The sequence below is a fragment of the Streptomyces sp. NPDC047853 genome, from assembly GCF_043204535.1.
Lineage (GTDB): Bacteria > Actinomycetota > Actinomycetes > Streptomycetales > Streptomycetaceae > Streptomyces.
The window spans coordinates 709,348-734,415 of record NZ_JBIDCI010000001.1; the positions used below are offsets into that span (position 1 = coordinate 709,348).

Annotated in this window: 21 protein-coding genes; 8 read left to right on the forward strand and 13 right to left on the reverse strand. The window is 72.8% G+C overall.

All coding sequences use genetic code 11. The annotated features are described in order from the left end of the window. Positions 1-84: 84 nt before the first annotated feature. Together ACGF5T_RS03315 and ACGF5T_RS03320 are read right to left on the reverse strand one after the other, a co-directional pair. Positions 85-1,188: a helix-turn-helix transcriptional regulator gene (locus ACGF5T_RS03315; protein WP_366766133.1), complete on the reverse strand. Its 1,104-nt coding sequence runs from the start codon at positions 1,186-1,188 to the stop codon at positions 85-87. A gap of 1 nt (position 1,189) precedes the next feature. Beyond that, the gene (locus ACGF5T_RS03320) at positions 1,190-2,140 is read right to left on the reverse strand and encodes a DUF4097 family beta strand repeat-containing protein (RefSeq protein ID WP_366766134.1); all 951 of its coding nucleotides are present in this window, start codon (positions 2,138-2,140) and stop codon (positions 1,190-1,192) included. A 135-nt stretch (positions 2,141-2,275) separates the two neighbouring features. Between ACGF5T_RS03320 and ACGF5T_RS03325 the strand changes: the two genes are divergently transcribed. Next, positions 2,276-3,088, forward strand: coding sequence for a hypothetical protein (locus ACGF5T_RS03325; protein WP_366766135.1), 813 nt, complete (start codon positions 2,276-2,278; stop codon positions 3,086-3,088). Positions 3,089-3,166: 78 nt separating this feature from the next. On the opposite strand, the gene ACGF5T_RS03330 is transcribed toward ACGF5T_RS03325, so the two are convergent. The 5 genes from ACGF5T_RS03330 to ACGF5T_RS03350 all read right to left on the reverse strand — a co-directional run bounded on the left by ACGF5T_RS03330 (position 3,167) and on the right by ACGF5T_RS03350 (position 10,320). Further along, a complete protein-coding gene (locus tag ACGF5T_RS03330) occupies positions 3,167-3,352 on the reverse strand; it encodes a DUF6104 family protein (RefSeq protein WP_053136981.1) in 186 nt (61 codons plus the stop codon). A gap of 179 nt (positions 3,353-3,531) precedes the next feature. Further along, positions 3,532-7,356: a multifunctional oxoglutarate decarboxylase/oxoglutarate dehydrogenase thiamine pyrophosphate-binding subunit/dihydrolipoyllysine-residue succinyltransferase subunit gene (locus ACGF5T_RS03335; RefSeq protein WP_356604497.1), complete on the reverse strand. Its 3,825-nt coding sequence runs from the start codon at positions 7,354-7,356 to the stop codon at positions 3,532-3,534. A gap of 281 nt (positions 7,357-7,637) precedes the next feature. Next, positions 7,638-8,762: an ATP-binding protein gene (locus ACGF5T_RS03340; RefSeq protein WP_356604499.1), complete on the reverse strand. Its 1,125-nt coding sequence runs from the start codon at positions 8,760-8,762 to the stop codon at positions 7,638-7,640. Further along, on the reverse strand, positions 8,759-9,499 hold the full coding sequence (locus tag ACGF5T_RS03345) for a response regulator transcription factor (RefSeq protein WP_053136987.1): 741 nt from the start codon (positions 9,497-9,499) through the stop codon (positions 8,759-8,761). The genes ACGF5T_RS03340 and ACGF5T_RS03345 overlap by 4 nt, the downstream gene beginning before the upstream one ends. Before the next feature lie 122 nt (positions 9,500-9,621). After that, the gene (locus ACGF5T_RS03350) at positions 9,622-10,320 is read right to left on the reverse strand and encodes a spermidine synthase (RefSeq protein WP_356604503.1); all 699 of its coding nucleotides are present in this window, start codon (positions 10,318-10,320) and stop codon (positions 9,622-9,624) included. 246 nt (positions 10,321-10,566) lie between these two features. Between ACGF5T_RS03350 and lon the strand changes: the two genes are divergently transcribed. Then, on the forward strand, positions 10,567-12,996 hold the full coding sequence (gene lon, locus ACGF5T_RS03355) for an endopeptidase La (RefSeq protein WP_356604505.1): 2,430 nt from the start codon (positions 10,567-10,569) through the stop codon (positions 12,994-12,996). 56 nt (positions 12,997-13,052) lie between these two features. Here the strand turns inward: lon and ACGF5T_RS03360 are convergent, their stop codons facing one another. Further along, the gene (locus ACGF5T_RS03360; RefSeq protein ID WP_366766136.1) at positions 13,053-13,880 is read right to left on the reverse strand and encodes a lysozyme; all 828 of its coding nucleotides are present in this window, start codon (positions 13,878-13,880) and stop codon (positions 13,053-13,055) included. 238 nt (positions 13,881-14,118) lie between these two features. Here ACGF5T_RS03360 and ACGF5T_RS03365 point away from each other — a divergent pair, with 238 nt between their 5' ends. Next, positions 14,119-14,613 (forward strand): MarR family transcriptional regulator, encoded by a 495-nt coding sequence (locus ACGF5T_RS03365; protein ID WP_356604509.1) that lies wholly within the window; start codon positions 14,119-14,121, stop codon positions 14,611-14,613. A gap of 17 nt (positions 14,614-14,630) precedes the next feature. On the opposite strand, the gene ACGF5T_RS03370 is transcribed toward ACGF5T_RS03365, so the two are convergent. Beyond that, entirely contained in the window at positions 14,631-15,422 is a 792-nt protein-coding gene (locus tag ACGF5T_RS03370) for a protein phosphatase 2C domain-containing protein (RefSeq protein WP_356604511.1), read from the reverse strand. 440 nt (positions 15,423-15,862) lie between these two features. Between ACGF5T_RS03370 and ACGF5T_RS03375 the strand changes: the two genes are divergently transcribed. The 5 genes from ACGF5T_RS03375 to ACGF5T_RS03395 are packed head-to-tail and all read left to right on the forward strand — an operon-like array spanning position 15,863 to position 21,746. After that, positions 15,863-18,883 carry a nitrate- and nitrite sensing domain-containing protein gene (locus ACGF5T_RS03375; protein WP_366766137.1) on the forward strand — a complete coding sequence of 1,007 codons (3,021 nt, stop codon included), beginning with the start codon at positions 15,863-15,865 and terminating at the stop codon, positions 18,881-18,883. Continuing rightward, positions 18,880-19,389 (forward strand): roadblock/LC7 domain-containing protein, encoded by a 510-nt coding sequence (locus ACGF5T_RS03380; RefSeq protein ID WP_356604514.1) that lies wholly within the window; start codon positions 18,880-18,882, stop codon positions 19,387-19,389. The genes ACGF5T_RS03375 and ACGF5T_RS03380 overlap by 4 nt, the downstream gene beginning before the upstream one ends. Further along, entirely contained in the window at positions 19,386-19,826 is a 441-nt protein-coding gene (locus tag ACGF5T_RS03385) for a DUF742 domain-containing protein (protein WP_356604516.1), read from the forward strand. Before ACGF5T_RS03380 ends, ACGF5T_RS03385 begins: the two co-directional genes overlap by 4 nt. Further along, the gene (locus ACGF5T_RS03390; protein ID WP_356604518.1) at positions 19,807-20,448 is read left to right on the forward strand and encodes an ATP/GTP-binding protein; all 642 of its coding nucleotides are present in this window, start codon (positions 19,807-19,809) and stop codon (positions 20,446-20,448) included. The genes ACGF5T_RS03385 and ACGF5T_RS03390 overlap by 20 nt, the downstream gene beginning before the upstream one ends. Positions 20,449-20,483: 35 nt before the next feature. Beyond that, positions 20,484-21,746 (forward strand): styrene monooxygenase/indole monooxygenase family protein, encoded by a 1,263-nt coding sequence (locus ACGF5T_RS03395; protein WP_356604520.1) that lies wholly within the window; start codon positions 20,484-20,486, stop codon positions 21,744-21,746. Here ACGF5T_RS03395 and ACGF5T_RS03400 read toward each other — a convergent pair. The 4 genes from ACGF5T_RS03400 to ACGF5T_RS03415 form a co-directional block, all read right to left on the reverse strand. Beyond that, positions 21,710-22,879: an NlpC/P60 family protein gene (locus ACGF5T_RS03400; protein WP_366766138.1), complete on the reverse strand. Its 1,170-nt coding sequence runs from the start codon at positions 22,877-22,879 to the stop codon at positions 21,710-21,712. The two genes, ACGF5T_RS03395 and ACGF5T_RS03400, sit on opposite strands and share 37 nt — an antisense overlap. Positions 22,880-22,982: 103 nt before the next feature. Beyond that, on the reverse strand, positions 22,983-23,306 hold the full coding sequence (locus ACGF5T_RS03405; RefSeq protein ID WP_366766139.1) for a hypothetical protein: 324 nt from the start codon (positions 23,304-23,306) through the stop codon (positions 22,983-22,985). A gap of 31 nt (positions 23,307-23,337) precedes the next feature. Next, positions 23,338-23,991: a helix-turn-helix domain-containing protein gene (locus ACGF5T_RS03410; RefSeq protein WP_356604526.1), complete on the reverse strand. Its 654-nt coding sequence runs from the start codon at positions 23,989-23,991 to the stop codon at positions 23,338-23,340. 62 nt (positions 23,992-24,053) lie between these two features. Continuing rightward, entirely contained in the window at positions 24,054-24,992 is a 939-nt protein-coding gene (locus tag ACGF5T_RS03415; protein ID WP_356604528.1) for a diiron oxygenase, read from the reverse strand. Positions 24,993-25,068 lie beyond the last annotated feature (76 nt).

Below are 25,068 nucleotides of genomic sequence, written 5' to 3' on the forward strand. Positions count from 1 at the left end.
TCCGGCGCGGCCGCCCGGGCACCCGCGGTGGGTGCCCGGGCGGCCGGTCGTGCCCGGGGAAGGGCCTCTGCCGGTACCGGACTCTCAGGGCTTCGGTGCCCGCAGTATCGCGCCGATGTGGGCCGCGGCCGTCGACAGGTGCCGGCGGGTGTCGCGGAGCTGGTCGGTCGTGACGCCGCGGTCGCGGGCCGCGTCGCGGATGTCGTCCCGGAAGCGGTCGAGCAGCCGGTCCAGGTCGCGAGCCGGGTCGCCGGTGGACTCCGAGGCGCTCTCGTGGGCCCAGGCCGGGGTGTAGTCGGCCGGGAAGTCCTCGGGGGTGGCGGAGTACTCGGGAGCGGACGCCTGTCCGGGAGGGGTCGAGCGCTCGGACCGGTGAGCCGTGGTCCCGGTGTCGGTGCGGCCGAAGCCCCACTCCCGGCCGAGGTCCTTCCCGAAGTCCTTGCCGAAGTCGCCGACCTCCTTGGCCAGTTCGCTCAGTCCCTCGCGCAGGCCTGTCGGCCAGTCACCGCGCGAGAAGTGGTCCTGCACCTGTTCCTGGACCCGCTGGGCGATGCGCTGCACCTCCTCCTGCGCCTGGGCCCGGGCCCGCTCCTGGGCCTCCTTGGCCTGGTGCCGGGCCCGCTGGGCCTCCTCGCGGGCGCGGCGGCTCTCGTCCTTGGCGCGGCGGGCCTGGTCCTTCCACTCCTGCTTGACGCGCCGCATCTCCTCCTTGGCCGCGCGCCAGGCCTCGTTCTCGTCGGCGTCCGCGGCACCGGCGGCGGAGCCCTCGCCGCCGTCGGACGTCGCCGAGCGGGCGCCCCGGCGGGCGGCGCCGGCCGCGGCCCGCATCTCCCGGCGCAGGTCACCCGCCGCTCCGCGGACGTCAGCGCGGATCTCGGCGGCCAGCTCGGCGACCGACTCGCGGATTTCCAGCTCCAGGTCGGCCAGCTCCCCCGCGCGGTCGGACAGCTCGGCGCGGCCGGCGTCCGTGATGGCGTACACCTTGCGGCCGCCCTCGGTGGTGTGGGTGACCAGGCCCTCGGCCTCCAGCTTGGCCAGGCGCGGGTAGACCGTGCCCGCCGACGGCGCGTACAGGCCCTGGAAGCGCTCTTCGAGGAGGCGGATCACCTCGTAGCCGTGGCGCGGGGCCTCGTCCAGGAGCTTGAGGAGGTAGAGGCGGAGGCGGCCGTGGGCGAAGACGGGGGGCATGTCAGAGCACCTTCTTGTCGGTCGTGCCGTCGGCCGGGGCGCCGGGGGCGCCGTGGTCCCGGCCGGAAGCGGAATTGTCCCCCGGGTCGTCCTGAGGGTCGCCCACGGGGGCGGTGTCCTCAGGCCCCCCGTCCCACGGGGTGTCCTCCGGTGTCGGGCGGCGCAGCAGCGCGATCGCGCCGGAGACGGTGGTGGCCTGCAGCCGGCCGTTGCCCGCGCCGAGCCGCCCGGTGATGCGCTTGGTGCCCCACTGCCCGCCCACTCGCAGGTCCTCGAAGGCGCTGGAGACCGTCCCGCTGGCCGTGTTCGCCTCGACCCGCGCGTCGGCCGGCTGCGGCAGCCGGATGGCGATCTCGCCCGAGACGCTGGTCAGCTCGATGGCGGTGGGCGAGCCCGTGGTGTCCAGGTCGACGATCATCGAGCCGCTGACCGAGTCGGCCCGGACGGAGGAACCGGCCTCGACCACCGTCAGATCACCGGAGACCGAGTGGAAGCACAGGTCGCCGGTGAGGGCCTGCGCCTCCACGCTCCCGGAGACGGTGTCCGCGCGGACCGGGCCGGCGAGGCCCACCAGCGTGGTGTCCCCGGAGACGCCCTTCACCCGGGCCCGTCCGTCGAGCCCCGAGACGACGGCCGTCGCGCTGACCACGCCCACCTCCACGCGGGTGCCGGTCGGCACCGCCAGGGAGACCACCGCGCTGCGCTGCCAGCCCTTGCTATCGAGCCACTTGAGGAAGCCCTTCCAGGGCAGATCGTCATAGGCCACCGTGAGCACGCCGTCCTGGTGGGTCACGATCAGGGGCGGGCCCTCGATCTCGGACACCTCCAGGCGGGCGGAACCCTCGTCCGTACCCACCACGTTGACCGTTCCGTGGACGAGGCGTACGTGGAGCTCGCTCACGGACTCGTCGAAGGTGAGCTTCCTGGGCTCCGCGACGGACCACTCGGACATGCGGCAGACCTCCTCGACCGAACGCGCCATATCGCGTCCTGCCAATCACGATATATCGCGGACGCTCAAAGTCAAGGCGTCCGTTCCGGTGATCTCCGAACGGCCGGGAGGGAGGCATTGCCCTACCTTGTGACCATGTCGACGCACGAGCCCGGGGCCGCCGCGGCCGCCGCCGGTGCCCTGTTGCTGTGCCGCGCCGAGCCGGGCCCCGTGGCCGCCGTCGCCCCGCTGCTGGGCGAACGCATGCCGCTGGCCCGCGCCGGTGCGGAATGGAGCGTGCTCGTTCCGGAGGGCGGGCCATGGCGGCACGGCGGCGAACCCGTCGACCGCGTGCTCACCGGCTGGGCCACCGCGCTCGCCGTGGGCGCCCCGTGGCCCGTACTCGCCCTGTGGTGGGACGCCGACCGGGCCGGTTACGCGCTCGCGTCGGGATTTCGTCGGCCCGTCGGCTACGAGTGGCTCGCGGACGGCACCCCGGTGGGCGAGGACGAGGCGATGCGCACCTTCGCGGCCCGTCTCGGCCTGGACCCGGTCCTGGACCTCGAGTCGCTGGAAGGGCTGACCCGGACCGATTCCGGGGCCGACGCCCGGAGCAGGCTGCACGGACTGCTCGCGGTCCTCACGCGCGCGGGGCTCGCCCTGCCCGCCGGCCTCGACCCCGGTGCGAGCGCGGACCGCCTCGGTGCGGTCGTCCGCGACCTGCCCGGAGCCCGGCGCACCGAGGCTCCCGGGTGGCGCCCCACCGCCGACGAGACCCCCCTCGCGCCGTGGATGCCCTGGGTGGGCGGCCCGGGTGCGCGCGCCCTGGCCCTGACGCAGATGGCGGCGGGCCTGCCGCTGGCCGCCTGGGGCCTCCGGCGTCGCAGCGGCGGCTGGACGGCGGCGGGGGCACTGCTGATGGCCCACGGCGCCCTGGGAACGGCGTACGGCCTCTCACGACGCCCCTGACGGACCGCGGCGGGTGAGCCGTTCCGTCCGCCGGGGCGGGCAGGGCGCCGTGGGGCGGGGGTGGGCGGAGCCGGCTGGTTACGCGTCCTCGTCGTCCTCGTCGTCCAGCCGCGCCAGCCACGTCGCCAGCCGCTCCACGGGCACCTCGAAGTCCGGGTTCAGGTCGACGAAGGTCCGCAGCTGCTCGGCGAGCCACTCGAAGGTGACCTCCTCCTCGCCGCGCCGCTTCGCCAGTTCCTCGATGCCGCGGTCGGTGAAGTACAACGTGTTCTCCGTCGGATGGGCCGGCCGGACCGGCCGGGTCGAACAGGGGCGGCTCCCTCGGAACCGCTGGTCCCAGGATAGGCGGTGCCCGGCACGCCGAAGGGCCCGGTCCGCGTTCCTCGGAACGCGGACCGGGCCCTCGGGGACCGCCGTCAGGGCACGTCAGGCCCGTTCGGGGATCAGGCCTCGAACACCTCGCGCACCAGCTGCTCCTGCTCGGCCTGGTGCCGCTTCGCGGAACCCACGGCCGGGGACGAGCCGTGCGGCCGCGAGATGCGGCGCAGGCGCTCGCCGTGCGGGACGTCGGCGCCGACCGCCAGGTCCAGGTGGTCGATCAGGTTGAGCGCGATGAACGGCCAGGCACCCTGGTTCGCCGGCTCCTCCTGGACCCACAGGTACTTCTCGGCGTTCGGGTACTTGGCGATCTCCGCCTGGAGCTCGGCACCCGGCAGCGGGTACAGGCGCTCGATGCGGATGATGGCCGTGTCCGTGACACCGCGCTTCTGCCGCTCGGCCTCCAGGTCGTAGTAGACCTTGCCCGCACAGAAGACGACCTTCTTGACCGCGGCCGCCTCGACCGAGTCGTCGCCGATGACCGGGCGGAACTGGCCCGTCGTGAACTCCTCCGCCTTCGAGGCCGCGGCCTTCAGGCGCAGCATCGACTTCGGGGTGAAGACGACCAGCGGCTTGTGGTGCGGGTTGTGCACCTGCCACCGCAGGAGGTGGAAGTAGTTCGACGGCAGGGTCGGCATCGCGACCGTCATGTTGTTCTGCGCGCAGAGCTGCAGGAAGCGCTCCGGGCGGGCCGAGGAGTGGTCCGGGCCCTGGCCCTCGTAGCCGTGCGGGAGCAGGAGCGTCACGCCGCTCGTCTGGTTCCACTTCTGCTCGGCCGACGAGATGAACTCGTCCACGACCGTCTGCGCGCCGTTGACGAAGTCGCCGAACTGCGCCTCCCACATCACCAGCGCGTCGGGGCGGGCCAGCGAGTAGCCGTACTCGAAGCCCATCACCGCGTACTCGGAGAGCAGCGAGTTGTAGACGTTGTACCGGGCCTGGTCCTCGGAGAGGTACAGCAGCGGCGTGAACTCGTCGCCCGTCTCCCGGTCGATGACGACCGCGTGGCGCTGGCCGAAGGTGCCGCGCTGCGAGTCCTGGCCGGTGAGGCGGACCGGCACGCCCTCCAGGAGGAGGGAGCCGACGGCGAGGGTCTCGCCCATGCCCCAGTCGATCGTGCCGTCCTCGACCATGGCCGCGCGGCGCTGCAGCTGCGGCAGCAGGCGCGGGTGGATGGTGACGTGGTCGGGGATGTTGACCTGGGACTCGGCGATCCGCTTGACCGTCTCGGCGCTGACCGCGGTGTTCACGGCGACCGGGAACTCGGCCTGCGGGTCCGAGGGCTCCACGGAGGAGGGCTGCGAGACGGCCTCGCGGACCTCGGTGAAGACCTTCTCCAGCTGCCCCTGGTAGTCCTGGAGCGCCTGCTCGGCCTCTTCCAGGGTGATGTCGCCGCGACCGATGAGGGACTCGGTGTACAGCTTGCGCACCGAGCGCTTCTTGTCGATCAGGTCGTACATCAGCGGCTGGGTGAAGGCCGGGTTGTCCGACTCGTTGTGACCGCGGCGGCGGTAGCAGATGAGGTCGATCACCACGTCCTTGTTGAACGCCTGACGGAACTCGAAGGCCAGCCGCGCGACGCGGACCACGGCCTCCGGGTCGTCGCCGTTCACGTGGAAGATCGGTGCCTCGATCATGCGGGCCACGTCGGTGGCGTACATCGAGGAGCGCGAGGACTCCGGGGCGGCGGTGAAGCCGACCTGGTTGTTGATGACGACGTGGACCGTGCCGCCGGTGCGGTAGCCGCGCAGCTGCGACATGTTCAGGGTCTCGGCCACCACGCCCTGGCCCGCGAAGGCCGCGTCGCCGTGGATCGCCACCGGCAGGACGGTGAAGTCCGTGCCGCCCTTGTTGATGATGTCCTGCTTGGCGCGCGCGACGCCCTCCAGGACCGGGTCCACCGCCTCCAGGTGCGAGGGGTTCGCGACCAGCGAGACGTTGATCTGCTCGCCGTCCAGCCCGGTGAAGGTGCCCTCGGCGCCCAGGTGGTACTTCACGTCGCCCGAGCCGTGCATCGACTTCGGGTCGAGGTTGCCCTCGAACTCGCGGAAGATCTGCGCGTACGACTTGCCGACCACGTTGGCCAGCACGTTCAGCCGGCCGCGGTGGGCCATGCCGATGACGACCTCGTCCAGGCGGGACTCGGCCGCCGAGTCGATGACCGCGTCCAGCAGCGGGATGACGGACTCGCCGCCCTCCAGGGAGAAGCGCTTCTGGCCGACGTACTTGGTCTGCAGGAAGGTCTCGAAGGCCTCCGCCGCGTTCAGCCGGCGCAGGATGCGCAGCTGCTCCTCGCGCTCCGGCTTGGTGTGCGAGCGCTCGATGCGGTCCTGGATCCACTTGCGCTGCTTCGGGTCCTGGATGTGCATGAACTCGACGCCGGTGGTGCGGCAGTACGAGTCGCGCAGCACGCCGAGGATGTCGCGCAGCTTCATCAGGGACTTGCCGGCGAAGCCGCCGACCGCGAACTCGCGCTCCAGGTCCCACAGCGTGAGCCCGTGCTCGGTGATGTCCAGGTCGGGGTGCTTGCGCTGCTGGTACTCCAGCGGGTCGGTGTCGGCCATGACGTGGCCGCGGACCCGGTAGGAGTGGATCAGCTCGAAGACGCGGGCGGCCTTGGTGACGTCGTCGTCGTGCGAGGCGTCGATGTCCTTGAGCCAGCGGACCGGCTCGTAGGGGATGCGCAGCGCCTCGAAGATCTCGTCGTAGAAGCCGTTCTCGCCGAGGAGCAGGTTGGCGACCTGGCGCAGGAACTCGCCGGAGGCGGCGCCCTGGATGACCCGGTGGTCGTAGGTCGACGTGAGCGTCATGACCTTGGAGATGCCGAGCTTGTTCAGGGTGTCCTGGGAGGTGCCCTGGAACTCCGCCGGGTAGTCCATGGAGCCGACGCCCATGATGACCGACTGGCCGGGCATCAGGCGCGGCACCGAGTGGACGGTGCCGAGGCCGCCCGGGTTGGTCAGCGAGACCGTGACGCCGGAGAAGTCGTCCATCGTCAGCTTGCCGTCGCGGGCGCGGCGGACGATGTCCTCGTAGGCCTGCCAGAACTCGAAGAAGTTCAGCGTCTCGGCCTTCTTGATCGCCGCGACGACGAGCTGGCGGTCGCCGTTGGGCTTGACCAGGTCGATGGCGAGACCGAGGTTGACGTGGGCCGGCTTGACGAGGGTCGGCTTGCCGTCCTTCTCGCCGAACGAGTGGTTCATCGCCGGCATGGCCTTGATGGCCTGCACCATCGCGTAGCCGATCAGGTGCGTGAAGGAGATCTTCCCGCCCCGGGCGCGCTTGAGGTGGTTGTTGATGACGATGCGGTTGTCGAAGAGCAGCTTCACCGGGACCGCGCGCACGGACGTGGCCGTGGGCAGCTCCAGCGACGCGTTCATGTTCTTCGCGACCGCGGCGGCCGGGCCGCGCAGCGTCACCGTCTCGGGGCCCTCGGGGCTCGCTGCGGCGTCCTTCGTGGGGGCGGCCGCCTTCGCCGCGGGCTTGGCGGCGGGCTGGGCCTGCGCGGGCTTGGCGGCCGGGGCCGCCGGAGCGGCGGCGGGCTGCGCCGCCGGCTTCGCGGCGGGGGCCGGCTGAGCCGCCGGGGCGGGGGCCTGGGCCTTGGCCGGGGCGGGAGCCTGCGCGGGGGGCGCGGGGGCGGCCTGGGGCGCGCCCGCGCTCTCGTTCGCGGTGCCGGCGGCCGGCTGGGCCGCGGCGGCTCCGGGCTTGTAGTCGGCGAAGAAGTCCCACCAGGCTCGGTCCACGGAATTCGGGTCCTGGAGGTACTGCTGATAAATCTCGTCGACGAGCCACTCATTGGCACCGAACGCGGCAGCGGGGTTCTTGCCCGCGTTTCCGGCTTGGTCGGTGTCGGTCGAGATGCTCGAGTTACTGGGGGACTGTGGCGACACGGCGAGAACCGCCCTCTTCCGCTTCACAAGATGGTGGACAGCGGGAATCAAGGCTACGCCTCCCTGACCCGGAAGGTCAGACCGGGCCCGTTCATCGTCGCGTAAGTCACATTGCAGACCGCGTTTCGGCGCTGGAAATGGCGGGAAACAAGCGAGGTTCTGATGCGTGAGGGAAGGGGAGACCCGGGCCCGGCGCCGGGACGACGCGGGCCTGTGCCTGATCACACGTGTCCGTCGGCGCGGATGCCCGTGGATCTTGGCGCTCCGCTTCGAACCCTACGTCAACTCGGCAACGAGGGCAGGCCCGGAAGAGTGATGAGAATCCGGCATCCCCGCTCGGATTCGGCCACACCGATCCGGCCGCCGTGCAGATCCACCGCCCAGCGGGCGATCGCCAGGCCGAGCCCGGTGCCGCCGTCGCTGCCCGGACCGTGCGGCCGGGAGACCGAACCCCGGTTGAACCGCTCGAAGACCCGGCGCCACTCCGAGCGCGGAATGCCGGGGCCCTCGTCGAGGACCTCGAGCTCCAGCGATTCGGGCAGGTCCCCGCGCCGCGCCTTGACCGTCACCCGGCCGTGCGGAGGGCTGTGCTTGACCGCGTTGTCGATGAGGTTGGCGACGACCTGGTGGATGCGCTCGGGGTCGGCGTGCGCGGTCAGGTCCGACGGGAAGACGTCGAGCGCCAGGTGGACGTCGGTGCGGGTGTGGCTGCCCGAGCCCGAGGCGATGCCCGCGCGCGCCGAGGCGACCATGTTGGCCTCCTTGAGCACGCCGGAGAGGTACGGCCAGACCTCGAAACGCCTCTGGCGCAGCGGTATGACGCCGTTGTCCAGGCGGGAGAGGTCCAGCAGCGTCTCCACCAGCCGGCCGAGCCGCTCCGTCTGCCCGAGGGCCGTGCGCATGGTCTCCGGGTCGGCCTCGGTCACCCCGTCGACGATGTTCTCCAGCACCGCGCGCAGCCCCGCGATCGGAGTGCGCAGCTCGTGCGAGACGTTCGCCACCAGCTCCTTGCGCTGCCGGTCCTGGGCCTCCAGGTCGTCGGCCATGCGGTTGATCGTGACGGCCAGGTCGCCCAGCTCGTCGCGGCGGTTCTCGCGCACCCGGCGCGTGTAGTCGCCGTGCGAGATCGACCGGGCCACGGCGTTCATCTCGTCCAGCGGGGCGGTGAGCGAGTGCGCCACGAACTGCGTGATCAGCAGGGTGGCGATCATCGAGAAGACCGTGATGAAGCGCAGCTCCGTCTTGGTGTGCACCGCGATCACGGAAAGGCCCGTGGTGATCAGCACCGACGTGACGACCAGCGCGCCCAGCTTGGTCTTGATCGAGAACGGGCGAACACCGCCCCAGGGATCCCCGGTGGTCCGGGGGCCGGGGCTCCTCCGTGCGGCCTCCCGTCCCCGGCTCATGGCGTCGGCGTCTCCAGCGCGTAGCCCACGCCGTGCACCGTGCGGATGCGCTCGGCGCCGATCTTGCGGCGCAGGGCCTTGATGTGGCTGTCCACGGTCCGGGTGCCGGAGGCGTCCGCCCAGTCCCACACCTCGGCCAGCAGCTGCTCGCGGGAGAGCACCGCGCGCGGGGTGTTCGCGAGGCACACCAGCAGGTCGAACTCGGTGGGGGTGAGGTGGACGTCCTCGCTGCGCACCCGCACCCGGCGCTGCGCGTGGTCGATCTCCAGTTCGCCGAGGCGCAGGATGCCGCTGCGCGGCGTGGAGGCGGCCACGACCGCCCGCTCCACCCGGCGCAGCAGCACGTGCACGCGCGCGGCCAGCTCGCGCATCGAGAACGGCTTGGTCATGTAGTCGTCGGCGCCGACGCCGAGCCCGACCAGCATGTCCGTCTCGTCGTCGCGCGCGGTGAGCATGAGCACCGGCACCGGGCGGGAGGCCTGCACGCGACGGCAGACCTCCAGGCCGTCGAAGCCGGGCAGCATGATGTCGAGGATCAGCAGGTCGGGCTGCCACGCCTCGGCCGTGTCGACGGCGGCCGGACCGTCGCCCGCCGTCTGCACCAGGAAGCCCTCGGCGCGCAGGCGGGTCGCGATGGCGTCCACGATCGTCTGGTCGTCCTCGACCACCAGCACCCGGCGCTGTGCGCCCTGGGTGGCCGTCGCCGTGCCGTTGTGGGAGGTCTGTGTCTGCTCCATCGCCCGCCCCTGAGGTGTGCTTACCGGAATCAGTGGGGTGATCCCTCGTCTGCGCATGACTGCGATTGACGCTTGAATGACCGCGTCAGGTCAGCAGCGTACGGGGAGTCACCGCGCCTTTGCTATCCAGGCCCGACGCCGAGGTGGACGACGTCCGGAACGCCCCGGGCAACGGGGATCTCTTCGGTACGCACCTGCTGGAACCCGGCATTACGCAAGGTTTCTTCGAATTCCGGAGAGGGCTGCGCGGACCACACGGCAAGCACCCCGCCGGGTCTCAACACCCGTGCGCATCCCGCCAGTCCGGCCCCCGAGTAGAGCCCGCCGTTGCCCTCGGTGACGGTCCAGTCGGGGCCGTTGTCGATGTCCAGGCACAGCGCGTCGTACGTGGCGGAAGTCTCATTGACGTGATCGATCAGATCCGCCTCGACGATCTCCGTGCGGGGGTCGGCGAGCGCCTCGGCGGACATCCCGGCCAGCGGTCCGCCGCGGTGCCAGTCGATGACGGCGCGCTCCCGTTCGACGACCGCGATACGGCCCCAGCGCGGGTCGGCCGCCGCGTGTGCGAGCGAGAAGCCGACGCCGAGGCCGCCGATGAGCAGGTGCGGCGCGGACCGCCCGCCGGAGGCGGTGAGCGCGTCGGCCGCCGCGTCGACCAGCCGCCGCTCGGAGCGTCCGTCGGAGGTGTCCATGAGGAAGCAGCCGTTCGCGATGATCTGGAGCAGCGTGCCGTGCCGGCGCAGGACCACCTCGCCGTGCGGGCCCTCGCGACGGTCCAGCACTTCGGGGAGGTCGTGGGGATCGTGGGAAGTGAGGGGCATCGGCCCATCCTGGCAGGGAGGAATGCCGCGGGTCCCCGCCTTGCTCTCACTCGGGCGGGCCGCGTGTCCGGCCGGGCCCGGACCGGACGCCCGACGGTCCCCGCCCCGGACGCACCGACCGGCTCCGCCCGGCCGCCCGACCGGCTCCGCGGCTTGATCGCTCAGAGCGAACACGCCTCGGGGAACAATGCGGGACTCCCTTTCATTGAGTCGATGTAACTCAACTTGACTGCCGAAGGGGAGATCATGGCTGCTGAGTCCGCCGCCTTCACACCGCTCACCCTGCCCGTGCTGCCGCTCGACGACGAAGTGGTCCTGCCCGGCATGGTCGTCCCCCTGGACCTGAGCGACGCCGAGGTGCGGGCCGCGGTGGAGGCCGCCCAGGCCGCCGCCAGGTCCGAACCCGGCAAGCCCCGTGTCCTGCTCGTCCCCCGCGTCGACGGCACCTACGCGAAGACCGGTGTCCTCGGCACGGTCGAGCAGGTCGGCCGGCTCGCCGACGGCGACCCGGGCGCGCTGGTCCGCGGCCGGAGCCGGGTGCGGATCGGCGCCGGCACCACCGGGCCCGGCGCCGCGCTGTGGGTGGAGGGGACGCGCGTCGACGAGACCGTGCCCGACCCGCTGCCGGGCCAGGTCGCCGAACTGGCGAAGGAGTACAAGGCCCTCGCCACCGCCTGGCTGCGCAAGCGCGGCGCCTGGCAGGTCGTGGACCGGGTCCAGGCCATCGACGACGTGTCCGCGCTCGCCGACAACTCCGGCTACTCGCCCTTCCTCACCACCGAGCAGAAGGTCGAGCTGCTGGAGACCACCGACCCGGTCGCCCGCCTCAGGCTCGCCACCCAGCAGCTGCGCGACCACCTCGCCGAGCAGGACGTCGCCGAGACCATCGCCAAGGACGTCCAGGAGGGCGTCGACAAGCAGCAGCGGGAGTTCCTGCTGCGCCGCCAGCTCGAGGCCGTGCGCAAGGAGCTGCGGGAGCTGAACGGCGACGGCAAGGACCCCGCCGAGGAGTCCGACGACTACCGCGCCCGGGTCGAGGCCGCCGACCTGCCCGAGAAGGTCCGCGAGGCGGCCCTCAAGGAGGTCGACAAGCTGGAGCGCTCCTCCGACCAGTCCCCGGAGGGCTCCTGGATCCGTACCTGGCTCGACACGGTCCTGGAGATGCCGTGGAACGAGCGCACCGAGGACGCCTACGACATCCAGGGCGCCCGCGGCGTGCTGGACGCCGAGCACGCGGGGCTGGACGACGTCAAGGACCGCATCACCGAGTACCTGGCGGTGCGCAAGCGGCGCGGCGACCGGGGCCTGGGCGTCGTGGGCGGCCGGCGTGGTGGTGCCGTCCTGGCCCTCGTCGGCCCGCCCGGCGTCGGCAAGACGTCCCTCGGCGAGTCCGTCGCGCACGCGATGGGCCGCAAGTTCGTCCGCGTCGCCCTCGGCGGCGTCCGCGACGAGGCCGAGATCCGCGGCCACCGCCGCACGTACGTCGGTGCGCTGCCCGGCCGGATCGTGCGGGCGGTCAAGGAGGCCGGGTCGATGAACCCGGTCGTGCTCCTCGACGAGATCGACAAGGTGGGCTCGGACTTCCGGGGCGACCCGGCCGCCGCCCTCCTGGAGGTCCTCGACCCGGCGCAGAACCACACCTTCCGGGACCACTACCTGGAGGTCGAGCTGGACCTGTCCGACGTCGTGTTCCTCGCGACGGCCAACGTCCTGGAGGCCATCCCGGAGGCGCTGCTCGACCGCATGGAGCTGGTCCGCCTCGACGGCTACACCGAGGACGAGAAGGTCGTCATCGCCCGCGACCACCTGCTCCCGCGCCAGCTGGAGCGGGCCGGGCTCGACGGGGACGAGGTCGCGGTCGACGAGGGCGCGCTGCGCAAGCTGGCCGGCGAGTACACCCGCGAGGCGGGCGTGCGCACCCTGGAGCGGTCGATCGCCCGGCTGCTGCGCAAGGTGGCGGCCCAGCACGAGCTGGGCGAGCGGGAGCTGCCGTTCACCGTCACCGACGCCGACCTGCGGGCCCTGATCGGCCGGCCGCACCACGTGCCGGAGTCCGCCCAGGAGCCGGCGGAGCGGCGCACCTCGGTGCCGGGCGTGGCCACCGGCCTCGCGGTCACCGGCGCGGGCGGCGACGTCCTGTACGTGGAGGCGTCGCTGGCCGACCCGGAGACGGGCGCGGCGGGGCTGACCCTGACCGGTCAGCTGGGCGACGTGATGAAGGAGAGCGCGCAGATCGCGCTGAGCTTCCTGCGCAGCCACGGCGCCGAGCTGGAGCTGCCGGTGGCCGACCTGAAGGACCGGGGCGTGCACATCCACTTCCCGGCGGGCGCGGTCCCCAAGGACGGCCCGAGCGCCGGCATCACGATGACCACGGCGCTGGCCTCGCTGCTCTCCGGGCGGCTGGTCCGCACGGACGTGGCGATGACCGGCGAGGTGTCGCTGACCGGCCGCGTGCTGCCGATCGGCGGGGTCAAGCAGAAGCTGCTCGCGGCGCACCGGGCGGGCGTCACCACCGTGATCATCCCCAAGCGCAACGAGCCCGACCTGGACGACGTCCCGGCGGAGGTGCTGGACAAGCTCGACGTGCACGCCGTCACCGACGTGCGCCAGGTCCTGGAACTGGCCCTCGCACCGGCGACGAACGGCGCGCGGTCCGAGGTCCCGGTCGCGGCCTGACGGAACCGCGGCCGCGAGGGCGGGACCCCTGTCCGGGGCCCCGCCCTCGCGCGCGGTCAGCCGTTGGCGAGCGCCTGGACCCGGTCCAGGGCGCCGTTGAACCGGTTGTGGTCCCCGACCGTCGGCCCGGACGAGGTGTACTGCCACATCGTGTAGTACCCCCAGCCGGCCGGCAGGGTGCCCACCGTCGAGGCGTACCGGGCGATCCACAGCGGGTTGTTCACGGCGAAGCCGCCGTAGTTGCCGGTGCACTGGGTCCACCAGCTGGTGGCCGTGTAGATCACGGCGTCGCGGCCGGTGCGGGCCTTGTAGGTGTTCAGGAAGTCGCGGATCCAGGTGACCATCTGGCTCTGCGTCCTGCCGTAGCAGGCGGCCCCGTACGGGTTCCACTCGATGTCCAGCGCGCCCGGCAGCGTCCGGCCGTCGCGGGACCAGCCGCCGCCGTGGTCGACGAAGTAGTTGGCCTGGGCGGCGCCGCTGGTCGTGTCCGGGGTCGCGAAGTGGTACGCGCCGCGGATCATGCCGACGTTGTACGAGCCGTTGTACTGCTGGGCGAAGTAGGGGTTGGTGTAGTACGTCCCCTCGGTGGCCTTGACGTAGGACCACCTGACCCCGCTGTTCCACAGGGTCGACCAGGCGACGTTGCCCTGGTGGCTGGAGACGTCGACGCCCTCCGTCTGGGTGGCGTCGCCGGGCACGGGGGTGCCGTGCCGCCCGTCGTGCTCCACGACGCCCATGCCCATGTGGGCGGAGCCGCGGGGCGGGACGTCGGCGGCCGACGCGGAGTGCGCCGGGAGGGTGAACAGCAGGGAGAGGGCGGCGAGCAGGATCCCGGTGACGGCTGGGCGCCGCCTGGGGGCCGATCCGGATCTGTGCACGGGCATGGCGTGCCTCCGCTGGGTCGGTGGTGCTCGGTGGGGGTGCGCGGGGGGAGGAGAGGACGGGGGTGGCGTGAGCATGCCACCCTGGTCCCGGGCTACGACGCTACGCACGTAGAACGGCGGGTGGAAGAGGGACCGGAAGCCGCCGTTGGTCTACGCCTGCGAAATACTTGCCGAGCTGCGGAGACGGCGCACCGTGGCGGAAACTTTCAGCAACGGGAAATTCTAGGCAGGGGCTGACGTGCACGAAGACGGGAACGGCGGCGGTCGCGGGGCCGGCCCCGCCGGGGACGGCAGTGGTGTGAACCAGCCTGAGGTCCTGGCCCTGGAGCGGGAGTTGACCGTCCTGCTCCGGCGGGCCCGCGCCAACCAGGGCGAGATGGCCCGCGAGGTCCACCCCGACCTCGAATCGTCCGCGTACGGCCTGCTCGTGCGCCTCGGCGAGTGCGGCGGCCAGCGGGCCACGGAGCTGGCCGCCTACATCGGCGTCGGCAAGGCCACGATGTCCCGCCAGCTGCGCGCCCTGGAGGACCTCGGCCTCGTCGCCCGGGAGCCCGATCCCGCCGACGGCCGCGCCTGGCTGATCACCCTCACGCCGGAGGGCCAGGCCCGCGTCGGCCGGGTCCGGGAGGCCCGCCGCGCCCGCTACGCCCGCCGGCTCGCCGGCTGGGACCCCCGCGAGGTCACGGAACTGGCCAGGCTGCTGCACGAACTGAACCGGGGCATGGCGAAGTAGCCCCGCCATCCGGCGGGTCACAGCTCCGCGTAGACCACCGTCGCGTCGTCGTGCGTCTTGCCGCGCCCCAGGAACGCCCGGGCCCCCGCCGCGTCCGCGCGCTCCAGCTCGCGGACCCGGTCCACCAGGGTCCGCGCACCCTGCTTGCGCACCAGGGCCAGGCACTGCGCCCAGTCGCCCTCCCCGAACGTCTCCACCCAGCGCGCGGCCCCGTCCGTCAGGGCCGCCAGGGTCCGCACCTCGCCGCGCGGCAGCACGCCCGTCACCGCCCGCCGCGCCACCGCCGGGTCGGCCGCGGCCGTGAAGAAGCCGCCCTCCTTGTTCCGCAGGCGGGCGTCCACCAGTGCGTCGGTGGCCAGGGCCGAGCGGGGCAGCCGGGCCAGCCGGTCGTCCAGGACGCCCGTGACCGTGCCGTCGGGGGACTCCACCAGCAGGGCCGAGTCCGACAGGACCAGGTACTCGACCGCCGCCGGGGACCAGCGGGCCAGGACCACGGTTGCCTGGGGCGTGCGCGGGTGAGAAAGATCACAGGTTTCCGCGTGTGCGGCCGAGGTATGCGCGATGGCGCGGGACAGGGCTTCGGTGAGAGGAACATCCGGGAGTGAAACGGTCAGTTCGGTCAGCGCGCCACCGAGGCGTGCGGTGAACCAGGGCACGGAATGCAGACACCCCGTCCCGCTCGACGGCGGTGTCACACCGTCGAGGACGACGATCACACCCCCCTGCCCCGAGGCCGGAAGCCCGACGCTCGCGAAGTCCTCGTTGGGGTGGTCGGCCTGACCGGGTTCCGAGACGAGTTCCGTGCGCATCCGGCCAGTCTGCACGACCCCTTCACAGTGTTCGCAAAAGACCGGCAAGTTGCCCCGTTGCGACGCGGTGACGCAGGTCAGGCGCCCATTTTGGGGTGGAATTCGGCACTCCCGGAACGCGTGGCGGCACATAGTGCCACCGCCCGTCACGGACGTCCAACCGGCGCGCCAGGCGGGCGTGTCGCACCGGCCGCGAGAACTTGCTCACCAACTCCCCTCCGGGGTTCACTCCTTCGGGTGGCGGGTCGGATGATGCACGCCCACCGCCCACCGGCACTGGGAGGGTCGGGATCCGGTGGGAGGCTTGTCCTGCACACGCGGTCCGCCCGCCCGACGCGCGGTCGGCGGCTGGGAGACAGTCCAGAACGCGGCGGCGGGCGCACGCGCCGACCGGCCAGTTGACGGAGCGCCACCCGGACCCACGGGTACACGAGTCAGGAATGCGAGCACCGGTGCAGAAGACGCGGCCTCGTCGCACAGACAAGCAGCCGACCCCTGCGGGGAGCGCGGAACGTACCCCCGGCACCTCCGCCCCGGCGCCACCGGCGGCCCCCGTCGGCAAGGGCCGCCCGACCCATGTGCGCAACCGCCTCATCGTCGCCGTGGCGGTCGTGGCCGCGGCCATCGCCGCGGCCGGTGCCCCGTCGGTCGTCGCCGCCTCCGGGCAACTGCACGACTCCCAGGAACTGGTGACCCTCGCCGAGCGGACCCAGGGGGCGCTGACCCTCGCCCACTCCCTCGCCGACGAGCGCGACGAGGTGGTCCCCTACATCGCCGCCGGCCGCCCCAAGTCGAAGGCGCCCTCCGAGCAGCGCGGCGCGCGCGTCGACCGGCAGGTGGAGGAACTGCGCGCCGACACCGACGCGCCCGCCTCCCTGCGCGAGGACCTCGACGCCGTCGGGGCGCTGCGCCGGGCGGCGCTCACCGGCAAGAGCACCGCGCTCCAGGCGCACGACGCGTACTCCGAGGCGATCACCGAACTCCACGCCCTGGCCGAGGAGCTGGCCGAGCGGATGCCGCCCCGCGCGGGCGCCGGCGCGTACGCCCTGGCCGAACTGGACACCGCCGTCCAGCAGGCCGCCGCCACCCGGGGCCTGCTGCTCGCCGCCCTGAACGTGCCGAGCAGCACCGAGACCGTCATCGACCCGATCACGGGCCTGCCGACCGAGACGACCACGTCCTCGGACGCCGACGCCGAGCAGCGCGACGCGCTCGCCGCCGCCGCCCAGCAGGCCCGGGTGCGTTCCGACGCGGCCCTCGCCGACTTCCGCGAGGGCGCGCCGAAGGAGGCGCGCGCCGCCTTCGACTCCACGGTCGCCGGCCCCGAGGTCAACTCCGCCGAGAAGTACCTCGCCGGTCTCACCGACGAGCCGACGCTCTCCGACGACGACCTCGCCACCAGCACCAAGAGGCTGGAGGCCGCGCTCTCCGCCCGCGTCGACGCCATGCGCGGCGCCGAGTCCGCCCTGTACGAGAAGCGCACGACGGCCCTGGAGAAGCTGCGCGACGACGATGTCACCGCGCTGGAGATCCGCGTCGCCGCCCTCGGCGCCCTGATCCTGCTCGCCGTCGGCATCGCCACCGCCATGGCGCGCAGCCTCACCCGTCCCCTGTCGGTGCTGCGCCGCGGTTCGGCCCGGCTGGCCGGCGCCGAGGACCCGGCGGCCGAGACGCCCGTGGCCTTCACCGGCCGCAACGACGAGTTCGCCCAGGTGGTCCGCTCCGTCAACGCCCTGCACGCGCACGCCGCGACGCTCGCCGAGCGCGTCAACACGCTGGAGTCCGACCGCAAGCACCTCGTCGGCCAGCGCCAGAAGATGGCCGACGCCCGCGAGGAACTCCGCGCCCAGCTGGCCGAGTCCACCGCCCAGCTGGAGGTGGTCCGCAAGAGCATCGGCTCCACCTTCGTGAACCTCGCGCTGCGCACCCTCGGCCTGGTCGAGCGGCAACTCGCGGTCATCGAGAGCCTGGAGGAGCGCGAGCAGGACCCGGACCGCCTCGCCACCCTGTTCAAGCTCGACCACTTCGCCACGGTCATGCGCCGGCACAGCGAGAACCTCCTCGTCCTCGCCGGCACCGAGCACGTCCAGCACAGCGCCGGACCGGTGCCGCTGGTCGACGTGGTCCGGGCCGCGGTCAGCGAGATCGAGCGGTACGAGCGGGTCCGTATCGCCGCGCTGCCGCCGCACGCGCACGTGGCCGGCTTCGCCGCCGACGACCTCTCCCACCTGCTGGCCGAGCTGATGGAGAACGCCACCTCCTTCTCGCCGCCCGACCTGCCCGTCGAGGTCTCCGGCTGGCTGCTGGAGAACGGCGAGGTGATGCTCTCCGTGCAGGACGAGGGCATCGGCATGGCGACCGAGCGCCTCCAGCGGCTCAACGCCCGCCTCACCGACTTCGACCCGGAGGCGCCCTACGACCAGGAGGGCGAGGACGGTCTCGGCCTCGGCCTGTACGTGGTGGCCCGCCTCGCCCACCGGCACGGGGCGCGGGTGCGGCTGCGGGAGCAGAAGCAGGGCGGTGTCGCGGCCGTCGTGGTCCTGCCGAGCCCGCTGCTCGCACCGGCGCCGCCGGCCGCGCTCGCCCCGACCGTGCCGATGACCGACGGCACGGGCTCCTTCTCCCTGCCGGGTGCCGACGCGGAGGCCAACTCCAACGTCCTGCACGGGCGGGCGGAGAAGAGCGTCCGGCACGGCGTGGACCCGCTGGTGGCCTCGGCGGAACAGGCCGTACGCCGTGCCGAGGCCGCCGCACCCGACGAGGCGCCCGAGGCCGCCGCCCCGAGCGAGGCACCCGAGGCCGCCGGACCCGACGAGGCACCCGAGGCACCCGAGGCCGCCGAGCGGGACTCGGCTCAGGCCCCCGAGGCGGCCGCCGACCCGGCCTCCGCTCCGGCGCCGGACGCGACCGGACCGGCCGCGGGCCGCGACCTCCCCGACGACGCCACGATGGCCCTGCTGCTCCCGCCGCAGCCACCGGAGCAGGCGCCCGCCCAGGCGCGGGAACCGCACCAGGAACCGGCCCGGCGCGAGGCACCCGCACCGGAGATGTCCACGCCGGACCCCGCCCCGTCGGCCCGCACCGCGCCGGAGATCCCCGGCCCCCGTTCCGCCGACGCCTACGCCATCGGCCCCGACGCCCACGAACGCACTCCGGACGAGGGGGCCGCGGGGGCGGACGAGAGCGCCGGGAGCGCCGAGCCCGTCACCGACAAGGGCCTGCCCAAGCGGACCCCGAAGCTCACCACACCCGCCGCGGCCCCACGGTCGCGCACGGCGGGCTCCGTGGACGCCGACGCGCTCCGCCGCCGTCTGGGAGGGTTCCGCCGGGGGGCAGAGGCCGGCCGCCGCGACGTCGAGGCGGAGATCGCCGACCGGACCGGTACGCACCCGGCGCCGGACGCGGCGGCAGACACAACCGAAGAAGCCACGGGGGGCACTGTCGAGGAGGCAAGCAGTTGACCGCGCCCAGTACCTTCGGACTGAGCAGTGAAGCCCGCAATCTCCACTGGCTGTTGACCAACCTCGTGGAGGAGGTGCCCGGCATCCTCTCGGTCGCGGTCGTCTCCTCCGACGGCCTGCTGCTGCTCTCCTCCGACCAGGACCGCAACGAGGCGGCCCGCGAGGCGCAGTCGGTGCGCCGCACCGGCCCGCGCGGTTCCGCCGCCGACCTGGCCACCGTCGTGTCCGGTGTCGGCAGCCTGACCATCGGCGCCGCCCGGCTGATGGACTTCGGGGGCGTCAAGCACACGATGGTCGCCATGGACGAGGGCAGCCTGTTCGTGATGTCCATCAGCGACGGCTCGCTGCTCGGCGTGCACGGCTCCGCGGACTGCGACATGAGCGTCATCGCGTACCACATGGCGCTCTTCGTGGGCCGCGCCGGCCACGTCCTGACTCCCGAACTCCGCAGCGAGCTGCGGAAATCCCTGGAGACCGAGTCGACCTCGACGGGGAGTACCCGATGAGCACCAGCCCCAGGAAGTCCCCGAAACACCTGCCCGTACGCGGTGCCGACCGCAAGCCCGCCCGCGTACGCCCCTACTCGCTCACCGGCGGCCGCACCCGCTTCGGCCACGTCCTGCTCGTCGAGACGTTCGTCGGCGCCACGGCCGGCACGGCCGCGCTGGAGGCCGCCGAGGAGCGCAAGGAACTGACGAACGGCAGCCTCACCTCCCGCGTGATGCCGGAGATGCGGGCCATCGTCGAACTCTGCCGCCGGATGCGTACGGTGGCCGAGATCGCCGCGCTGCTGAAGATGCCGCTCGGCGTGGTCCGCGTGCTCCTCAGCGACCTGGCGGACCAGGGAAAGATCCGTGTGTACGGCACCGGAACCGGCCACGGCACGGGCCGCCCGGACCGCGCTCTGCTCGAAAGGGTGCTCAGTGGACTCCGTCGTCTCTGACGCCGCCGCCTCCGGCGTCTCCCCCCTCGTCGACCCCGACGAGCCCATGCAGCCCTGGCAGACGGACCGCACCCGTGCGCCCGTCGCCACCAAGATCGTGGTGGCGGGTGGGTTCGGTGTCGGCAAGACCACGCTGGTCACCGCCGTCTCGGAGATCACGCCCCTGCAGACCGAGGCGCTGATGACCGAGGCGAGCGAGGAGACCGACGACCTCACCGCCACCCCGGGCAAGCTCACCACCACCGTGGCCATGGACTTCGGGCGCATCACGCTCGACGAGGACCTGGTGCTCTACCTGTTCGGCACGCCGGGCCAGCAGCGGTTCTGGTTCATGTGGGACGACCTGGTGCGCGGTGCGATCGGTGCCGTCGTGCTGGCCGACACGCGCCGCCTGAAGGACTGCTTCCCGGCGCTGGACTACTTCGAGAGCTGCGGACTGCCGTACGTCGTCGCGGTCAACCACTTCGACGGCAGCGAGCGGTTCGACGCCGAGGACGTGCGGGAGGCGTTGACGATCCCCGCGCACATACCTGTAATGATCATGGATGCGCGCCGCCGGATCTCGGCCATCGAGACCCTCTTGTCCCTCGTGGGCCACGCGCTCGACGAAACCCCCGAGTAGTCCCACCGAGCAGTCCCCTTAGGAGCGTCCCCCGCATGCGGAAGATACTCGTCGTCGGAGCCGGCCAGTCCGGTCTCCAGCTCGCCCTCGGCCTCCAGTCCCACGGCTACGAGGTCACCCTGATGTCCAACCGGACCGCGGACGAGATCCGCACCGGCCGGGTCATGTCGACGCAGTGCATGTTCCACACGGCACTCCAGCACGAGCGTGATCTCCAGCTGAACTTCTGGGAGTCCCAGGCCCCGAGGATCGAGGGCCTCGGCGTCTCGGTGGCGGCCCCCGGCTCCTTCGACCCCGGCCCCTCGCAGCGGGCGATCGACTGGCTGGGCCGGCTCGACGGCATCGCGCAGTCGGTGGACCAGCGGGTGAAGATGGCCGGCTGGATGGAGACCTTCGCGCAGCGCGGCGGCCAGCTGGTCATCCACGGCGCCGCCGTCGGCGACCTGGACTACTTCTCCCGCGCCTACGACCTCGTCCTCGTCTCGGCCGGCAAGGGCGAGCTGGTCCAGATGTTCGGCCGCGACGCCTCCCGCTCCCCGTACAGCGAGCCGCAGCGCGCCCTCGCCGTCGCCTACGTCCACGGCCTGGGCCCGCGCCCGGAGCACCCGGAGACCGAGGCGGTCCGCTGCAACCTGGTCCCCGGCGTCGGCGAGATGTTCATCATGCCGACCTTCACCACCTCGGGCCGCGCCGACATCCTGTTCTGGGAGGGCATACCCGGCGGCCCGCTGGACGCCTTCAAGGACGTCAAGGACCCCGCGGAGCACCTCTCCCTGACCCTGGAACTCATGGAGAAGTTCCTCCCCTGGGAGTACGCGCGGGCCACCAAGGTCGAACTGACCGACGCCGGCGGCACCCTGGCGGGCCGCTACGCCCCCACCGTCCGCAACCCCATCGGCCGGCTCCCCGGCGGCGGCCTGGTCCTCGGCGTCGCCGACGTGGTCGTCGCCAACGACCCGATCACGGGCCAGGGCTCCAACTCCGCCTCCAAGTGCGCCGCCTCCTACCTCGCCTCCATCCTGGAACAGGGCGACAAGGAGTTCGACGAGGCGTGGATGCGGCAGACCTTCGACCGCTACTGGCAGACGGCCCAGCACGTCACCAAGTGGACGAACGCCATGCTCGCCCCGCCGCCGGAGCACATCCTGAACCTGATCGGCGCGGCCGGACAGCTCCAGCCCGTCGCCGACCGCTTCGCCAACGGCTTCAACGACCCGGCCGACTTCGAGAACTTCTTCTACGACCCGGCGAAGACCGAGGGCTACCTCATGGAGGTCTCCGGCGCGGCCGGCGCGTAGCCGCTCGCGTACCCCTCGTCCGATCCGTCCGTCGCCCCCTCGGGGAGCCGCGGTGGCGCGTACCACCGCACCGGCTCCCCGCCGGGATCGGGTCGTACGGCGCCCAGCACCGGGTTGGCGGCGATCGGTGACACCTTGACCTCGGCGCCGGGGCGCGGTGCCTGGACGACCTTGCCGTCGCCGAGGTACATCGCCACGTGGGTGGCCTCGGGGAAGTACACGACCAGGTCACCGGGGCGCAGCTCGTCCAGCGGCACGCGCTCCAGCCGCGCCCACTGCTCCTGGCTGGTGCGGGGGATCGGCGTCCCGGCCCGCTCCCAGGCCGCGGAGGTCAGGCCCGAGCAGTCGAAGGACGCCGGGCCCTCCGCGCCCCACTCGTAGGGCTTGCCGACCTGCTCCACCGCGAAGCGCACCGCCCGGTCGCCCCCGGCGGAGGGCTTGGCGGGGGGCTTGGCGTCGTCCCCCAGCGCCCCGGATGCCAGGAAGCTCTCCTGCGCCCGGGCGGTCCCGCTCCGCTCCGCCTGTGCCACCGCGGCCAGTTCCCCGGGGGTGAGCGAGGCGAGGAGTTCCTCCACGGCGCCCAGGCGCTCGCGCACGTCGTCCCGCGCCTCCTCCTGCCGCTTCGCCAGGGCGACCTGCCGGTCCAGGGCCTCGCGGGCCCGGTCGGCCAGCTCGTCGGCCTTCTTCTCGCGCCCGGTCAGACGGCCCACCGTGTCGGCCCGCTCCCGGGCCAGCCGCCCGATCACGTGTCCCTGGTCGAGCGCGTGCCGCGGATCGCGGGCCAGCAGCAGCCGCAGGTAGGGGGAGAGGTCGCTGCTGCCGCGGTACTGCTGCCGGGCCAGCCGGCCGGCCTCGCCGCGGCTGTCGCGCAGGGACAGCCGCGCCCGCGCCGCCTCGGCGTCCAGCCGCTTCACCACGGCACGCTGCGCCGTCAGGCGCTCCTCGGTGCCGTTGTAGGTCTCGGTGGCCTTCTCCGCTTCCCGGTACAGCCGCTGAAGGTCCGTCAGCAACTCGGCCACGGACCGGTCGGCGCCGGTGCCGGGTCCGGGGTCGGCCGCGGCCGGCACGGGCGCGAGGACGATCCCGGTCGCCACCGCCGCCGTGCACACCAGACGCAGAAGCCTTCCTGACACGCCATCACCTCCGGTGCGGGGCGGCCCGTCCGCTCCGCACGGCGAGCATGTGGCGCCTTCCCGTGCTCCGCGCGCCGAGTGTGCGCGGATCGGCGCAACGGGGTCACCCGTGGGCGTCGTCCGGCTTGCCGCCCGGCGTGGCGTCTGGATCGGCGCCCGCCCCGGCGCCCGGCCGGGTCCAGGGCCACTTCCGGCCGGAGCCGCCCCTGCCCTCGGGGTCGTACTGGTACTTCCAGCGGGCGAACCGCAGGCCGCCGCGGGCGTTCCGGGGCACCCTCCGGTACACGAGGACGGTGGGCGGCCCGCCGTGCGGGTCGGGCACGGGGATGCGGTACGTCTTCGGGGGGTGCCCGGTCATGCCGGTCAGGACGGGCAGCACCCGCCCGTCCATGGGGCCGCCCTCGAAGGGGGTCTCTTCGCTCTTCACGGCACCAGTGTCGGCGATCCGCGCACCGGTGTCAGAGGTCCGCCGCGAGCGCCTCGACCAGCGCCGCGGTCTGCGGGTCGCGGTGGGCGGTGACCGTCAGGACGGCCAGGAACTGATCGACGAGCCAGTCCCGCAGCTCGTCGCGGGGCGGCTGCTTCTCCTCGTCCAGCCAGATCAGCGAGGCCGCCTCCACCGCCGTGATCCACATCCGGACGGTCATCCGCAGCCGCGGACCCGGGTCGGCCGCGTCCAGGTGGCTCATGATGTGCTCGGCGGCGGCCCGGCGCACCCCGTCCACGATGGAGGAGGTCCGGGAGGTCTCGGCCACGCCGCCGCCCCGCAGCAGGGCGCTGAAGCCGGTGTCGTGCTCGTCGACGAAGGTGAGGTAGCGGTCCAGGGCCCGGGACAGCCGGGCCAGCAGCGGGCCCTCGCGGGGTTCGTCGAAGCAGTGCCGCAGCTCGTCGGCGGCCGACCTCAGCGCGGCCTCGTACAGCTGCTGCTTGCCGCCCGGGAAGTACCGGTACACCAGCGGCCGCGAGACCCCGGCCTGCTCCGCCACGTCGTCCAGGGACACCTCTTCCGGCGACCGGTGCGCGAAGAGGACGAGCGCCGCGTCGAGCAGCTGGCCGCGGCGCTCCTCGACGGTGAGCCGGCGGTAGGCGGGGGTGGGGGCCTGCGGGGTCATGAACCGCAGCGTAACCCGCACACCCCCGGTGCCACCCGGACGAGCGGGACCGACCGGCCCGACTAGGCCAGCAGCCCGGACGACCTCCACAGCCGCCGGCCGACCCCGCGCAGCACCCCGATGTCGTCCAGGAAGTCGGTGAGCCGCTTCGCGCCGGTCTGCATGATCTCCGTGCGGTGGCCGCTCGCCCTGACCTGGGCCAGGGCCTCGCGCCGGTCCAGCCCGACGTTCGTGTACACCTCGGGGTTGATGAAGGCGATGGAGAAGACGCGGGCGAACTCGCCGGAGGTGACCCGGGTGAACTCCCGCGACCACTTCGGCGCCGTCACCATCTGGCGGCGCAGCTCCTCACGGGCGTAGCGCACGTGGCGGGCCTCCTCCACGACGTGGATGCGCGTGACCCCCCGGACCAGCGGCTGCACCCGCTCGTCGGGGAAGGTCAGCCGCTGCATCCAGTCCAGCACCTCCTCGCCGAGCAGCGTGGCGGTGAAGGAGCCGGGCGTGGTGGAGATCGTCTTGAACAGGCGGCCCAGGTGCTGGTGGAGCGGGCTCACCGGGTACCACGGCGTCTCGCCGCGCGATATCAGCCGGGCGAACATCTTGGAGTGGCGGCACTCGTCCTCGATCTCGGTCAGCGCGTAGCGCACGTGCGCGCTCGTCGCGGCCTTGTCGTAGATGTGCCGCACCAGCAGCTGCATGAGGATCAGCTCGAACCAGATGCCGAGCGAGGCGAGGGCCGCGGCCTCGTGCTGGGAGAGCAGGATCCGCTGTTCCTCGCTCATCCGCTTCCACAGCGGGGTGTCGTACAGCGACACCAGCTCCGGCGGCCAGAACCACTTCCCCTCCTCGAAGGGAGCGTCCCAGTCCAGCTCCTTGTCCGGGTCGAAGGAGTGCTTGGCGGAAGAGTCGAGCAGCCGCTCGGCCACCTGCTCCCGGTCCTTGAGCAGGCCGAGCGCATCGCGCAGGCCCCCGAGCGCGTCGGCTTCCGTCACGGTCGTCATCGCTGTCCCACCTCGTCGTGTCACCCGCGGTCGCTCGGACTGACTTCGTCTTATGAGACTGCCTGTCAGTAAGCTC

Coding starts and splice junctions, on each gene's coding strand:
- ACGF5T_RS03375 (WP_366766137.1), top strand. CDS start 15,863: ATGCGAGCACCGGTGCAGAAGACGCGGCCTCGTCGCACAGACAAGCAG.
- ACGF5T_RS03325 (WP_366766135.1), top strand. CDS start 2,276: ATGTCGACGCACGAGCCCGGGGCCGCCGCGGCCGCCGCCGGTGCCCTG.
- ACGF5T_RS03350 (WP_356604503.1), bottom strand. CDS start 10,320: ATGCCCCTCACTTCCCACGATCCCCACGACCTCCCCGAAGTGCTGGAC.
- ACGF5T_RS03395 (WP_356604520.1), top strand. CDS start 20,484: ATGCGGAAGATACTCGTCGTCGGAGCCGGCCAGTCCGGTCTCCAGCTC.
- ACGF5T_RS03415 (WP_356604528.1), bottom strand. CDS start 24,992: ATGACGACCGTGACGGAAGCCGACGCGCTCGGGGGCCTGCGCGATGCG.
- ACGF5T_RS03340 (WP_356604499.1), bottom strand. CDS start 8,762: ATGAGCCGGGGACGGGAGGCCGCACGGAGGAGCCCCGGCCCCCGGACC.
- ACGF5T_RS03345 (WP_053136987.1), bottom strand. CDS start 9,499: ATGGAGCAGACACAGACCTCCCACAACGGCACGGCGACGGCCACCCAG.
- ACGF5T_RS03370 (WP_356604511.1), bottom strand. CDS start 15,422: ATGCGCACGGAACTCGTCTCGGAACCCGGTCAGGCCGACCACCCCAAC.
- lon (WP_356604505.1), top strand. CDS start 10,567: ATGGCTGCTGAGTCCGCCGCCTTCACACCGCTCACCCTGCCCGTGCTG.
- ACGF5T_RS03385 (WP_356604516.1), top strand. CDS start 19,386: ATGAGCACCAGCCCCAGGAAGTCCCCGAAACACCTGCCCGTACGCGGT.
- ACGF5T_RS03315 (WP_366766133.1), bottom strand. CDS start 1,188: ATGCCCCCCGTCTTCGCCCACGGCCGCCTCCGCCTCTACCTCCTCAAG.
- ACGF5T_RS03320 (WP_366766134.1), bottom strand. CDS start 2,140: ATGTCCGAGTGGTCCGTCGCGGAGCCCAGGAAGCTCACCTTCGACGAG.
- ACGF5T_RS03360 (WP_366766136.1), bottom strand. CDS start 13,880: ATGCCCGTGCACAGATCCGGATCGGCCCCCAGGCGGCGCCCAGCCGTC.
- ACGF5T_RS03410 (WP_356604526.1), bottom strand. CDS start 23,991: ATGACCCCGCAGGCCCCCACCCCCGCCTACCGCCGGCTCACCGTCGAG.